Annotated in this window: 14 protein-coding genes and 2 tRNA genes; 4 read left to right on the top strand and 12 right to left on the bottom strand. The window is 36.9% G+C overall.

Features of this window, described 5'->3' with window-relative positions; genetic code table 11:
• Together ACNF42_RS05365 and ACNF42_RS05360 are read right to left on the bottom strand one after the other, a co-directional pair.
• Entirely contained in the window at positions 1-957 is a 957-nt protein-coding gene (locus ACNF42_RS05365) for a Gfo/Idh/MocA family protein (protein WP_443339616.1), read from the bottom strand.
• A 113-nt stretch (positions 958-1,070) separates the two neighbouring features.
• The gene (locus ACNF42_RS05360) at positions 1,071-2,903 is read right to left on the bottom strand and encodes a chloride channel protein (protein ID WP_443339615.1); all 1,833 of its coding nucleotides are present in this window, start codon (positions 2,901-2,903) and stop codon (positions 1,071-1,073) included.
• Positions 2,904-3,157: 254 nt separating this feature from the next.
• Between ACNF42_RS05360 and ACNF42_RS05355 the strand changes: the two genes are divergently transcribed.
• Complete coding sequence (locus ACNF42_RS05355; RefSeq protein ID WP_443339614.1) at positions 3,158-3,652, top strand: DUF2240 family protein; 495 nt, start codon at positions 3,158-3,160, stop codon at positions 3,650-3,652.
• On the opposite strand, the gene ACNF42_RS05350 is transcribed toward ACNF42_RS05355, so the two are convergent.
• The 3 genes from ACNF42_RS05350 to ACNF42_RS05340 form a co-directional block, all read right to left on the bottom strand.
• Positions 3,636-4,376: a hypothetical protein gene (locus tag ACNF42_RS05350; RefSeq protein WP_443339613.1), complete on the bottom strand. Its 741-nt coding sequence runs from the start codon at positions 4,374-4,376 to the stop codon at positions 3,636-3,638. The genes ACNF42_RS05355 and ACNF42_RS05350 overlap by 17 nt on opposite strands.
• A 4-nt stretch (positions 4,377-4,380) precedes the next feature.
• Complete coding sequence (locus ACNF42_RS05345; RefSeq protein ID WP_443339612.1) at positions 4,381-5,643, bottom strand: hydroxymethylglutaryl-CoA reductase, degradative; 1,263 nt, start codon at positions 5,641-5,643, stop codon at positions 4,381-4,383.
• Positions 5,644-5,758: 115 nt separating this feature from the next.
• Positions 5,759-7,015, bottom strand: a complete 1,257-nt coding sequence (locus tag ACNF42_RS05340; RefSeq protein WP_443339611.1) for an MFS transporter — start codon at positions 7,013-7,015, stop codon at positions 5,759-5,761.
• Positions 7,016-7,222: 207 nt separating this feature from the next.
• Between ACNF42_RS05340 and ACNF42_RS05335 the strand changes: the two genes are divergently transcribed.
• Together ACNF42_RS05335 and ACNF42_RS05330 are read left to right on the top strand one after the other, a co-directional pair.
• Complete coding sequence (locus tag ACNF42_RS05335; RefSeq protein WP_443339609.1) at positions 7,223-7,384, top strand: PDDEXK family nuclease; 162 nt, start codon at positions 7,223-7,225, stop codon at positions 7,382-7,384.
• 7 nt (positions 7,385-7,391) lie between these two features.
• Positions 7,392-7,474 (top strand) — tRNA-Ser (locus ACNF42_RS05330).
• Positions 7,475-7,517: 43 nt separating this feature from the next.
• Here the strand turns inward: ACNF42_RS05330 and msrA are convergent.
• From msrA to ACNF42_RS05300, 6 genes are all read right to left on the bottom strand, one after another.
• Entirely contained in the window at positions 7,518-8,048 is a 531-nt protein-coding gene (msrA, locus tag ACNF42_RS05325; RefSeq protein WP_443339608.1) for a peptide-methionine (S)-S-oxide reductase MsrA, read from the bottom strand.
• Entirely contained in the window at positions 8,038-8,412 is a 375-nt protein-coding gene (locus ACNF42_RS05320) for a methionine-R-sulfoxide reductase (RefSeq protein WP_443339606.1), read from the bottom strand. The genes msrA and ACNF42_RS05320 overlap by 11 nt, the downstream gene beginning before the upstream one ends.
• Positions 8,413-8,499: 87 nt before the next feature.
• Entirely contained in the window at positions 8,500-8,679 is a 180-nt protein-coding gene (locus ACNF42_RS05315) for a DUF1059 domain-containing protein (RefSeq protein ID WP_443339605.1), read from the bottom strand.
• A 61-nt stretch (positions 8,680-8,740) separates the two neighbouring features.
• Entirely contained in the window at positions 8,741-9,631 is an 891-nt protein-coding gene (locus ACNF42_RS05310) for an ABC transporter ATP-binding protein (RefSeq protein WP_443339604.1), read from the bottom strand.
• Entirely contained in the window at positions 9,631-10,467 is an 837-nt protein-coding gene (locus ACNF42_RS05305) for an ABC transporter permease (protein ID WP_443339602.1), read from the bottom strand. Before ACNF42_RS05305 ends, ACNF42_RS05310 begins: the two co-directional genes overlap by 1 nt.
• A 94-nt stretch (positions 10,468-10,561) precedes the next feature.
• The gene (locus tag ACNF42_RS05300) at positions 10,562-11,482 is read right to left on the bottom strand and encodes a hypothetical protein (protein WP_443339600.1); all 921 of its coding nucleotides are present in this window, start codon (positions 11,480-11,482) and stop codon (positions 10,562-10,564) included.
• Positions 11,483-11,703: 221 nt separating this feature from the next.
• On the opposite strand from ACNF42_RS05300, the gene ACNF42_RS05295 reads away from it, so the two are divergent.
• Positions 11,704-11,777: transfer RNA gene (locus tag ACNF42_RS05295), tRNA-Arg, on the top strand.
• A gap of 314 nt (positions 11,778-12,091) precedes the next feature.
• On the opposite strand, the gene ACNF42_RS05290 is transcribed toward ACNF42_RS05295, so the two are convergent.
• Complete coding sequence (locus tag ACNF42_RS05290) at positions 12,092-13,081, bottom strand: type IV pilin domain-containing protein (RefSeq protein ID WP_443339598.1); 990 nt, start codon at positions 13,079-13,081, stop codon at positions 12,092-12,094.
• Positions 13,082-13,291 lie beyond the last annotated feature (210 nt).

The following is a 13,291-nucleotide window of genomic DNA, read 5'->3' as shown; positions in this document are numbered from 1 at the left end:
CTATCTGGTCATCGAAAAGAATTTCTGTGCGTCTTCCGTAACTCTTACAACATTATAACCGTCTTTACCACTTGCAATTCGATTATCAAGTCCCATTACGGCCTTATTGAACTCTGTTAGTTCATCTCTGTACATATTGCCACCAGCGAACTTTTCTCTCTCTTCACCGTCAACGTAAATGGATGCTGAAACTTCCGTGGAAAAGAAATTTCTGATTTCGTATCTGTGCGTCTGGGTAATTACAGTCAGATCATTTGGTGATTTTTCCATTTCCCTTGAGCTCAGGGAATAACCAATTGCATGATCAAACTGCATATTAACGATCATGGTGGTATCAATGATGCTTGTTTCTGGAAATCTAAAGCCTGTAACTTTTCTTGGAAATTTGCCGTAAAGGTTGAGGAGTGTGTCTATGACGTGGACTCCAGTTCCCATAACTGAACCTCCCCCAACCTTTTCCGGTTCACTCCACCATTTGCTATCAGCAGTATCCGGATTGTGAGAACTTCTGTGTGCCCAGACACCTCCTATAAATCTAATCTCTTCCCTATCATTTCCCATGATTTTTTCCAGTGCAGTAAGTGCAGGATGAAACCTAAGATGGAAACCTACAGCGAGTTTTAACCTCATATCCCTGGCCACCTCCATAAGTTCCCTGGCCTCCGATGACCTTAGAGTCATCTGCTTTTCCACAAGTACGTTTTTTCCATGATTTAGTGCCTTTAGTGCGTGTTCATAATGAAGAAAATTTGGAGAAGCAACATATACTGAATCTATATCTTCGTGCAATAATTCATCATAAGTTTTGTAATAGGTGGTCTCAAATTCCTTAGCAACTCTCTCCCCTTTTTCTATGTTTCTTGTGGTAATTCCACCAAGTTCTATATTCGCTTCTGCAAGAGCGGGCATAACACGTTTTACAGCGTGGTTACCCAACCCAATAACTCCTATTTTCATACTCTCATATGTGCAATGGGATTAAAAACTTCACTTTTTATTTCATATCTCTTCAAAAATGAACTCTTTTGAAATAAGATAGAAAATGTTAATTTTTAACAAAATTAAAGATCTCATCTGATACCTGTATTCAGAACTCTGTTTGCCTCCTTAATCCTTCTAATCTCCCTGTTGTATGCCTCTGATATCTCTGAGAGGCTGATTGTGCCGCATACGGATTTAGAATTCTCCTCTTCAATAACCACTAGTTTACCCGTTGGTTCCATTATCAGTCTGTTAAGGGCAGAATGCAATGATTCTTTCTTTGTGATTGTTGGAATTTCTATATTCATTACCTTCTCCACAGGGTCATCATAATTGACGTTAGCCGGAATGTTTTCAATGGACAGGTATCCTTCCAGAACGTGGTTGTCTTCAACCACTATACCCTTAGTTTTGCTCTCTCTTAACTTCGATAAACCCTCCTTAATGGTCGCATTTTTACCCACGAAAATATAATCCCGTTTCATTGCTGTATATATTGGAATCTCATCCAGTATTGGCTTTTTGTATTCATCAGCGTGTGCAGGTGATTGTGACCTGTCTAGAACCTGTGATCTATATATGGTACAATTGCCGCTTACGAAGTAACTGACGGTTGTGGCTAACATTAAGGGAATAAAAAGTGCGTATGACCCAGTCATTTCAGTACCCATAACTATTATGGCTATTGGGGCCTTTGAAGCACCTCCAAACAGAGAAATCATTGATACAATGACAATTTCATCAACACTTATGAAGGGAAACATCATATGGATGGGTATTCCGAGAGCTGCACCTAAAAAGGACCCAGCTACCATTCCCGGGGCAAAGACTCCTCCGGAACCCTCTGACCCTATAGAAAAGGCGGTTGCGATAACTTTCAGAAAAAATAAGACTATTAAAACGAGAAAAATATCCATGTCGCTCTGGCCAAAAAGGCTCAAATTTCCATCCAGAATCTGCTGGACCCAGCCATATCCAAGACCAAGTATCTGCGGAAAAAACAGGGCTATAATACCTACCACCAATCCTCCAATGGCGGGTTTAAAGTAAGGATTCAATTTCTTAGATTTTTCAAAAATTTTGGTTACTCCGTAAAAAACTTTTATATATAATAGAGCCCCAAATCCTGTAATTAAACCTACCATAAGATAGATTAAAAGCGATTCGGGATGAAAAAAGCCTATTGTGGTGCCAGGTGGAATGAGGAATATTGTCTTGTATCCCGTATAGTATCCGAATATGGAATATCCCACCACCGAGGCTATTGTAGATGGTATAAGGGCCTCTACCTCAAAATCTCTCTTATACAAAATTTCTGTGCTAAGAATCGCTCCTCCCAGGGGAGCTAAAAATATACTTCCAATTCCTGCCCCAATACCCGATGCGGTTGCAATTCTTCTGTCATGATCGTTTAGATGAAAAACATCAGCAATGAAGGAACCAAAACCGGCAGCTATTTGTGCAGTTGGACCTTCTCTTCCTGCACTACCGCCAGATCCTATTGTCAGGGCGGATGCGATGGTTTTAACAACAGGAATTCTACGCCTGATTTTTCCATTCTTATTATGAAAGGCATCGATGGCAGCATCAGTTCCATGCCCCTTAGCCTCAGGAGCTGTCTTATTGAGTAGAACAGCTACAAGAAGCCCACCTATAATCAGTGAAACAGGAATCATCCAGCTTCTATAAGGTGTTAAATGATATGGAGAAATCCCGGAAACTATCCCTGATCTAGGTGGACTATACCCGCTAAGGCCCGTAAGAAGATATTCTGTTACAAAATTGATCATTAAATAGAGAGCTATTGCCCCTAAACCCGCTATTATGCCGATTAAAGATCCCACAACAGCCCACTTTCCGCTGTTCGTAGACATGATCCTATTATACGCAGACTTAACCCTGAGTTTTGCACCATCAGGCATGGTAGAGGAATATATAGATGGTTATTAAAATTATTTGGATTGTGACTAATAGATCATCCGTTAGAATGAATCACGATTTGATGCGTAATTTAAATAGACCACGTTGCTAAGCATAGGGCTCATTTTCAACGGAATTGTGTTATAAACCTTAGAGAAACCATTCATAGAATTACAAATAATAAAAATTTAATATTAATTGATCTCCCTTAACTATGGATTGCTAAAGTATAAAATATAACAAGAATCTCCAGTTTATGGATAAGGGAATTGCAAGGAAGGCAATTAGTCTTGTTTCACTGGAAAAGAGGGACAGGGCCTATATTTCAAGGGAAGATATACTTAATATATTGGTATTTAAGAGAAAAATGATAAGAGAGGAATCTGCTGAAAAATTTATAGAAGAGTGCATTCAAAATGGCCTCATATCACCAAGCGGCAAGAAGTTCCAGATTAATTTCAATGTGGCAGGTGTTCAGATACCAATAGATTTTTCCTTCACAGAGGAGGAACTTTTCCAAGAAAACAATGAAGAACCTTCCCTTTTAGATAGACTACTTGAAATTGCAGTTTTATCTGGAAAAATGACCAAAAAGGATGCGCTCAGTAATATAAAAGAATATTTAAAAGACCTTACTTATGTTGATAATAATGTGAGACTCCTTGTAATGCTGAATGATAATTTCATAAACACAAGGGAAATAAGAAAAGAGATAGAGAAAAATCTCCCTAATATTATTCTTCACCCTTAAATTTTTTCGCCAGTTCCATTGCTCTTGGAATATCCTCGCTTTCCATTGCAAGGTCAATTGAAACGTCATACAGGTAAGATATGATATCTCTAAAGGACTCTTTATCTTTCTTTGTTTTCAATGAATCTAAAATGGATTCAGCCTTCCTAAGATTCTCTTCTGCCTCACTGTTTGCCTTAAATATATCTTCTCTGTCTCGGAAAATTTTGATTCTTGCAACACACGCCTCAAAGTAATTTTCCCAATCTCCAATCTTTTCAGCTTCATTCATTATGGATTGGTACATCTCCAAAGATTCTTCCTCCTTTGCCTTGTTTTCGGAAAGCATATCTGCCATTGCACATTTCATTGAAAGTGTCAGGTTCTGGTCTCCAAGAGCAGTTGCTACCTCTAAAGCCTCCTTAAGTGTTGATGAAGCAGCTTCACCCTCACCTGCCTCATCCTGAAGATAGGCAAGATTCATCATTTCTAATGCCAGAATTTCAGGCTGATTTAACTTCTTTCTCACATTCAGGGAATCTATGAGATACTTAATTGCGTTATTTGTCTTGACACCTTCCAGTCCATAGTAGGCCTGAGACAACTTACTTAAAACATCAGCCTCGGCCTCTGTATCCTTGTCCACAGATATCTCTTTTAAAATCTTGATTGCATCCAAATACTTTCCCTTCCCCATTAACTTATCAACGTTTTTAAATTGATTTTCCAGGTCTTTTCCTTCCATAAATTCACTTCCTCAATTCATTCATTAGTTCCTTTGCGTAGCTGTATGAAATTTTACCATCGTTTATCATTTTATCTGATATGATATCTACCAATTCGCCAGAGGCACCTGCCGCAATGGCTATGTTTCTAGAATGTAGTTTCATGTGGCCCTTTTGGATTCCCTCGTCACTGAGGGCTCTTACTGCAGCAAAGTTCTGAGCAAGTCCCACAGCTGCAACTACCTCCTGGAATTCCTTTGCGCTCTTGACGTTAAGTATTTTCATGGATATTTTAGCCTTCTCAACGACAGATGTGGCTCCACCAACAGTCCCAAGAGCTAAAGGCATTTCAATACTCCCAACTATATTCCCCTCATCATCAGTTGAATATCTGGTTAAGGAAGTGTAATGCCCATTGATTGATGCATAGGCGTGTGCATTTGCCTCTGCCTGACGCCAATCGTTTAGTGTGGCCAGTAATACTGCATCGATTCCATTCATAATTCCCTTGTTATGGGTTGTTGCCCTGAAAATATCAGTTCTTGCCATCTCATATGCTTCCATGAATCTTTTTACAACTCTTTCTCCGCCCATGGCCTCCTTATCAAAAACTGCACTAACCCTGGTTACTCTTTCAGGGGAAAGATTACTCAGAATTTTCAATATAACCTGTCCTCCTGTGATCTCCTCAATAAGAGGAGCTACCCGCTCAGCCATAGCATTTATGACATTTGCACCCATGGCATCCAAAACATCTACCTTCAAATGAATAATTAAACCTTTTCCATATGTCAGATCCCTGACAGTAAGGCCTATGGCACCCCTTCCCTTCTCTTTCAATGTATTGCTTACCGTATTGGCCAGATTTAAAATGTTTCTCTCGTTTTTCAATATATTTATCCTTGCTGCTTCAGGAGAAATGATATTAACCACTTGTATCTGCCCGATCATTACATTTTCCGTGCTTACCGCCGTAAATCCACCCCTTATCCTTGCAATTTTAGCCGCATTTGAACAGGCAGCAATAACAGAAGGCTCTTCTATGGCCATTGGTATAAGGTATTCCTTATTGTTCACAATAAAATTTGTTGCGATGCCCACAGGAACCTCTATGTTCATAAAATAATTTTCTATCATCCTCTGTGAATTCTCGTCCTTCAGTGAACCATTATTACTCATCAAGGATGCTTCTTCCCGATCTAAATCCAATAATTCAGAAATGAACCTCCTTCTCTCTTCAGGAGACCACTTTCTAAATTCAGGTATTCTTGATTCAGTGTTCTTCATGCGATCCGACCATAATGTTACATGAGAATTATATCCTTTTCTAAAATTTTAGGAATCTTAATTTGCAACAAAAGACACGGATTCAAATAAGTAAGAGGTATATTTTTGAAGAAAATTATTGAGTTATCTGTGATTCCAGCCTGGAAGAATATGGATATACCATAAGGTTCAGGATAATTGAAAGAACCATAAATGAAAGCATCAGTTCGAATGAATATCTATATGAAAAATCCAGGTACTTATTGAGGATCGTAAAGAGAAAAATTCCTACCGCTCCTCCTGCCGTATTTCCAACACCCCAGGTCCAGGTGTTTGCCCTTGTTGAAAGTTCCTTTGGAATCTTTTGACCTACAAATCCAAGTATGGATGGAAATCCTGTGAATGCTGCAAAGGCATATATGGAGAAAAGGATAAGAGCATATGTGTAAGAAAGTTGAAAGACGATAAATGGAACAAAGGAGGCCAGTGAAATAAGACCAGCTATGAAAAGAGTCGTGTTTCCGCCAACCCTCTTGGTTATGTATCCGAAGATCGGTTGGCCGAGTATTGGGGTTATAAGTGCAATAGAAAGGAAATAGGCAGTTAAAACCTTATTTTGGTATATGGAATTCAAAAATGAGAATATGTAAAGAGCCACGGACATCTGAAATATGGACCTTGTAATGAGTGTTAATGTCAACACAACAAGAAAGGCCCTAACCCCGGGGAATGATTTAATGGACCTCACCTTCGATTCCTTCCTCTCTGATTTTTTCTGATTTTCCATGACATATTCTGGCTTTCTCAATTTTCTTGAAGAAAGATAAACGAGTAATGCAATTATGAAGTAGGAAATTGCTAGAAAAAGAAGGCCCTGAAAAGCACCATATACTGTTATCAAGAGAGTTGCTACTGAAATTATAAGGGCTCTTCCAAGACTTCCCATTGAGCCATTTATGCCGAGGAAAACTGATGAATCCTTTCCCTTAAGTGAGTATCTTAGAATATCCGCTCCAAGAGGGTGATAAAAAGCCTGCCCCGAACCCAAAAATATCGCTCCCAACACGACGAAAAGATACTTCCACGTTATGGAAAGAGACGATTGTGAATAGAAGACAAACGCGAAAAAGAGTATGGAAATAGCCAGTAAGACAATTCCAAGCCCCATGAGTTCCGGGTCCTTATCGTTTCCATCAGATTTTTTACCAATTGGAATACTAAGCACACCTGCTATGAAAGTATAGATCACGGCAAAATAACCCAGAAACAGTGCATTTATACCGACGGTAGGATTTTCGAAATATACAATCAATGTGGAAAAAAGGAAAAAGACACCATCGTTTGAGAAATGGGCAAAAGAAGTACTTATTAGGGCCCTTATATCAGTGCGCATTTCCGGGTATGTTACCGGTGAATAAATATAATTCTAAAAATGCCAAATTGTAAATCAAATAACCTATTTGTGTACTTAGTAGATTCTAAAATCTATAATTGAATTGTGCTTATAAAATATTAAAAGCCTTAAAGGACAAAATTTCTGTTTTCAAATTTCCAGAAGGCACATAAAAAATATATTATATCCCAAGACATTACAGGTTTAATGACAACGCAACTCGCAGAAGTGGAGATTACAAAGGATGGGGATATATACCTGGCGAGAATTATCCTTCCAAGTGGGGAAGTGGTTAATTTGGAAAACGAAGACTTTGAGGAGGTCCTTGAGCAAGTAGCCAATGACCTTCAGGAAAGATTTTCCGACTGATTTGTAGGCGAGGATGGCCCAGTGGTACGGCGGCAGCCTGCTAAGCTGTTTCTTGTTTAGAGAGCGTGGGTTCGAATCCCACTCCTCGCGTCTTAATAGGTTTGAAGTTTATTCTTATCAAAATATGGTTATTTTATTTCAAAAATGGTTCGTGTAGTTTCATGAACTTCTTGATTTTGGGATCAATTACTATTTTGCAATAGGGGTTATTGTTATTCCTATCATAGTACCTTTTGTGATACTCCTCCGCGGGATAGAAATTCTTGAACATCTCCACCTTTGTAACAATTGGCCTCTTGAAATGGCCGTTTCGGCTTAGATCCTCTATGTAATTTCTTGATATTTCATACTGATTTTCATTAAAACATACAATAATTGACTTATATTGGGTTCCCACGTCTGCTCCTTGCCTATTTAGGGTAGTAGGATCGTGAATCTCAAAGAATATTTCCAATATTTGTTTAAGCGTTATATTATCAGTGTCAAACTTAATTTTGACAACTTCCGCATGTCCAGTATTTCCAGTGCAGACATCCTCATAGCTGGGATGTTCCAGAGATCCGCCTGAATAACCTGGAATTACTTCAACCACACCATTAACTCTTTCAAAAATTGCTTCGGTACACCAAAAACAACCCCCACCTAAAATAATCTCATCTATCATAGGATTCATCCTCCATGAATATCAAAGAAATTGAATTTACACAGTGCCTTGTATTCTTCTTGGTAAAGCCTTCTCCCTCAAAAACGTGACCTAAGTGAGCCCCACATTTAGCACATTCAATTTCTGTTCTTACCCCATCTCTGTCGGGGAGTCTTTTTACACTACCTGGTATTTCATCATCAAAACTTGGCCAGCCACAATGTGCATCAAATTTTGCATCCGACTTAAATAGGGGGTTTCCGCATCTCTTGCATACATAAATCCCTTTTTTGAAATTAGACTCGTACTCACCACTGAATGGTCTCTCTGTTCCTTTGTAAATAATTACCCTTTCCTCTTCCTTTGTCAATTTTCTATATTCCATAGATTAGGAATGAAAAGATCGATATTAATAGTTATAAAATATTTTTGTAAATTTCTAAAGATCAATTATTACAAAAATCACTTTGGATCATATTTTTTCTACTATCTGATTTTTCATTTCTTCAAGTCTTGGGTCATTCTCAGTAAAATTATGCTCATGCTGAGCGTGTATTCTCATATGATGAATAAGATCTTCCTTGCTGTCCATTTCAATATGGAATCCACACTTGAATCCTGTATCTTCACATTTATACCTGAATTTTCCCATATTTATCAAATATATCATGCAATAAGGTTTTAAAAATTTTTTCATTTTTCAATATTCGTTTTTATTTTACAATCTCGAGATATTTTCTCTCAATTGAATTACTTGGTTCAGCCCATTTTACTTTTATTCCCTCCTTTAAGAGAATTGATAAGACATCATCATTTTGCATTGATTCTGGTATTCCTATAGTAGCTTTATCGTTTTCCATTTCAATCAATGTTATACCGTATTTTTCCAAGAATGTAAGATCGCGAGGATTATACATAGTAATATTCATCATCCTTGTATCTCTATCATTTGCAATCTCAATCTTTTTCTCTCCATTATTTATTATAACAACCCTCGAAGCGATCTCTCTTGCTTCAGAAATTAGATGTGTGCTTAAGATCACAGTTCGTTTTTGTTTTATATTTATGTCTTTGATTATATCTACAAATTCTCGCATACCCTTTGGATCTAGTCCGAATGTCGGTTCATCAAGTATCAATATTTCTGGATTCATGGCCATTGCGCAGGCCAGAGCTAATCTTTGTTTCATTCCTCTAGAGTATTGACCGGATTTTCTTTTTATATATTCGTCCATTTTTAGTTCTTCTGTCAACCTCGAGACTTCCGAAGAGACAGTCTCCCTATCGGCACCCTTAACCCTGCATACGTAACTAAGGATCTCAATTCCATTAAGATAAGGGTAGAACTCTGGCAGTTCAATTAGGGGACCGACAGAAGAAAGAGCTTTCATTGGATCCTCATTAACCTTTGAGCCCTTGATCGAAACATATCCTGACGTTGGGTGAACTATATTTGTGGCTAATTTCAGGAATGTGCTTTTTCCCGCCCCATTTGGGCCTAGTAAAACAAGGCAATCTCCTGAATTTACGGTTAGTTCAAAATTTTTAAGGGCCTCAAGTTTTCCATATCGCTTATTCAGTCCCTTTGCCTCCAACATGATCATTATTTCACCTCCTTCCTTTCAAACAGAATTACAGTAATACCTATGGAAACCAAAAAGTAAAGAAACATGATAAGCGAATTGCTGATGATTGAATGAAATGAAGCTGGAAATGGATTAGGAGAGGTTAAGGTTATACCAAAAGACAGATCAATGAAAACTCTATATGTTATTGATGAGGCCTGATTTAAAAGATAATATGGAACAGTTTTATACAATAACTCTATGATTATTGTAGCAGCGTAAAATACCAAGAGATATGTGATTAGAACCGAGATATATGCATAGGTGTTCTTATTAAAAACGCTGCTGATCATAAATGTAACAGCAGAAATTGACAGAACAAATAATAATGTAAGAAGGACACTATATATCATTTGGATCAATATCCTTCCAAAAAGATATTGAAACGTTGCCATCTCTATTATGGAGTAAGTTAATACAATTATAAAAGTAACAGAAACTGATGCAAGGTATTTACCTGCTAGCAGAATAACCCTTGGGATTGGCAGTGTGAATATATGAAATGCAGTTTTATTTTCTATTTCACTGGAAATAGCAGGCGACCCAAAGAAAACAGACGCAAATACAGGCAATGAGGATAATAGAAACCCCCAGAGCCATCCGAACAGAAGCTCGTTTTCATTACTTCCACTGTTAACTATCCCTAACCTCTTTCCAAATAGGGAGACATCTCCAAGGTATCTGAAAGAGAGATATATTAATAAACCAGATATTACAAGGGATAAGAAAAACATCAAATAAAAACTTCTTGACCTATAATAATTCCTGAAATAATAAAGATAAGTATCTTTCAGCAAAATTGCCCTACTGACCATATCCGCTTAAGTGTTTTAATATATATAACCATAAGACAAAATATTTTTTATCTATGGACCTGTAATTTCAATAATATAAAAAAGTAAAGTAATTTTAGAAAGTAGAGCTCTGAGTAATGTTTAATCTTTTCAGATCCTTGAGTCCAAAACCAAATTCGAACTCAGCTGTATGCGTATTAGGATTAGTAGAGCTGATTACATAATCGCCGTATTTATAATTAATTGCAGAAATTAACTGATGCAGCAATGTGCTGTTAGACATTTGGATTGTTATATTTGTAATTTGGTTTGTTAAGTTTCCCTCTATCAAAAAATAATTTAGACTGCCTATCTCTTTAACTATAGAAGAAATGTTGGAATTTGGTACGAAACTTAGTGAGGAAGAGGCGCTATTGTTTTTAATTAATGCGCTTAAATTCACATAAAAAGAATCATAAATAGAGCTTTTGGAAACTAGGCCGTTGTAACTTTTCCAGTATGTTCCAAAATGATTTGTAGATATTGAAAAAATGGTGGCATTTAGATTCCCAATTATAACATAGGAATCCCCTATGGGGGTTGCAAATAAAGTTATATTTTTATTATTTGGATCAATTCCAGCCATTGTTATATTTGGAAATCCCTTTACGCCAAGCGAAGTTAGATTTACATTGTTAAGGACAACTTTGTAAATCGTATTGCCATAATATATTTTATAGCTGGTTATGTTTACAGAAGAACTCGATTGCGAAACTGATTTACCAGAAGTTGCCGTAGAATTGCTTATTGCCTGAGCTCTGTCAGAAAAGGAATTGAAACTATAATTGAGAATAAGACCTGCATAACCTTGCCCTACAAATACGTAATAGTCACTTGTATTATTCACAATATGAATAACAGCAGTAGAATTATTAGGAATGTAATGTGTGGCTTCTATGGGACTAGAAGAACTATAAGTGTATGCAAAGTAAGCAGATGGTACTGCCACACCTATTACGATTACAGCAACAATTATGGCCTTTAATGTGGAAATCATAGTATCACATCTATGAATGACATGTAAATATTTATAATTGAGTAAAAAATTTTTAAATTATTGATAAGGTAAAGTTCACCATTTCACAAATTAATGATATTTTTGGATTATCTCTTTGTCACAGGTGGTTGTGGATTTATGATATTGAAAATAGTTACGCTATTGGTAATCTAGCTGAAAATTAAATATCCGGAACACAATTATGTCTAAAATAGATTTTAGCCCGAATGGGGTAAGCTGGATATCCTGAAGGCCTGCGGAGCCTTAGATCCGGGTTCGAATCCCGGTTCGGGCGCTATTGGGTAACTCCTATTTTTTTCCAATTCTTAAACAAAAATCATCTTTGTGCCCAGTGCCTTCAGATTTTCTTTACCTATTTTGCCGCGAAAACCAATACCATAATTAAAACAATTTTAAGATAACAGACGTTATTAAAACTTGAAAATGGAGCATATTTAAATTCTTCAATACCTCTCGCTCATGATCTCATAAATTCCTCAGATCAAGTGATATTGAAAAATTAAATATCACTTACTAATGAATAAACAGGTAACAGGAACTATGACCAGCTTTGCGGAGTATTTTAATTTTTTACCTTAAATTTCTCAATTAACTGGAGGAACTTTTTAGCATTATATCCAAAAGCCCATTCACATAAGCAAAAGAATAATTGATATAGATTTCGAATATTCCTTTGCCTGAAAATGTTTTATTAGTCAAATAAAAGTTAGATTGACCTGTAATTGCAGATTCAATTTTGTAGTACCCAGAGTCCGAAATTATGGAAACATTTACTGGTTCTGACGTCAGAAGTGTTAGATTTAGTAAATTACCTGATGGAATGTAAATAAAAGAGGAGATGTTCAATTCATAGCCCTTTCCAGCACTACTGTTAGATTTTAAAACGGTGAATAAGAAATTACTGTGGGTAGACGTATTGTTGAAAAAATTTCTCTCGGTCTTGTTCATATAAACATTACTGAAGGAGGACACATTATACTCAAAATAATTTTGAGGTTGTGAATATTCAATCTGTGTTGCTTTAGATGTTCCATAAATTTCGCATTGTTCCACAGCTACCAATTGGGGTTTAGAATATGAAACAGCGGACGCTTTAACTGGTGACTGGGCTATTACAGAATTGGTTTGCAAATCGACTACGGAAACATAGGTAAGATTTGTCCCATCTGGTAGATACAGCCTAAAACCTGTAGATGAATTGGCCATAGTTATATTCTTGATATTGTAAATTCCTGTGTTTATAACTTGCACAATGACTGGTTTCTGAAAAATGGTCTGATTACTAGTGAAACCTACGATCACAGGCAAATAATAATTCCTTATTGAAAGGTCCAATTCTATTTGTCTTAATTTAATATTTTCAGTCACCTGATCTATGGACACAAGGTAGACTTGACCCCTTCCATTATTTTCCTGTGTTGCTGTTATTTCCATTTCTGCCTTTACAGGATTTCCGGTTGGCAAATTGGTGATTAGGAACAGACCGATAGTAGCCATAAGTATCACAGTGATTGCAATTAGTAACAAAGTACCAACCAATTCTGAAACCGCTTCATCTGCATTATGTACTGTCTTCAATGCATTAGCATTTAATTCTTCTTAATTAAGCTAATGCACATCTCAGCTCCCAGATGAAAAACGTTAGATACGTGACTTTACATCTATTTTAATTTTGTAGACCTCCCAATATGATTTTCAGGCTGTTTTTCTAAACCACTATTGTGGGTGCACTACTATTTCAATACCTGATCAAGTTTCATGATCATTCCAATCTTCCTTCCCGTTTCT

It is taken from the genome of Cuniculiplasma thermophilum, from assembly GCF_052315355.1.
Taxonomy (GTDB): domain Archaea; phylum Thermoplasmatota; class Thermoplasmata; order Thermoplasmatales; family Thermoplasmataceae; genus Cuniculiplasma.
The sequence above is the reverse complement of the archived record's forward strand: the minus strand, read 5'-3'. Positions and strand labels throughout refer to the sequence as shown.

Coding starts and splice junctions, on each gene's coding strand:
- ACNF42_RS05355 (WP_443339614.1), top strand. CDS start 3,158: ATGGATAAGGGAATTGCAAGGAAGGCAATTAGTCTTGTTTCACTGGAA.
- ACNF42_RS05345 (WP_443339612.1), bottom strand. CDS start 5,643: ATGAAGAACACTGAATCAAGAATACCTGAATTTAGAAAGTGGTCTCCT.
- ACNF42_RS05310 (WP_443339604.1), bottom strand. CDS start 9,631: ATGATCATGTTGGAGGCAAAGGGACTGAATAAGCGATATGGAAAACTT.
- ACNF42_RS05315 (WP_443339605.1), bottom strand. CDS start 8,679: ATGGGAAAATTCAGGTATAAATGTGAAGATACAGGATTCAAGTGTGGA.
- ACNF42_RS05360 (WP_443339615.1), bottom strand. CDS start 2,903: ATGCCTGATGGTGCAAAACTCAGGGTTAAGTCTGCGTATAATAGGATC.
- ACNF42_RS05335 (WP_443339609.1), top strand. CDS start 7,223: ATGACAACGCAACTCGCAGAAGTGGAGATTACAAAGGATGGGGATATA.
- msrA (WP_443339608.1), bottom strand. CDS start 8,048: ATGATAGATGAGATTATTTTAGGTGGGGGTTGTTTTTGGTGTACCGAA.
- ACNF42_RS05305 (WP_443339602.1), bottom strand. CDS start 10,467: ATGGTCAGTAGGGCAATTTTGCTGAAAGATACTTATCTTTATTATTTC.
- ACNF42_RS05365 (WP_443339616.1), bottom strand. CDS start 957: ATGAAAATAGGAGTTATTGGGTTGGGTAACCACGCTGTAAAACGTGTT.
- ACNF42_RS05320 (WP_443339606.1), bottom strand. CDS start 8,412: ATGGAATATAGAAAATTGACAAAGGAAGAGGAAAGGGTAATTATTTAC.
- ACNF42_RS05340 (WP_443339611.1), bottom strand. CDS start 7,015: ATGCGCACTGATATAAGGGCCCTAATAAGTACTTCTTTTGCCCATTTC.
- ACNF42_RS05300 (WP_443339600.1), bottom strand. CDS start 11,482: ATGATTTCCACATTAAAGGCCATAATTGTTGCTGTAATCGTAATAGGT.
- ACNF42_RS05350 (WP_443339613.1), bottom strand. CDS start 4,376: ATGGAAGGAAAAGACCTGGAAAATCAATTTAAAAACGTTGATAAGTTA.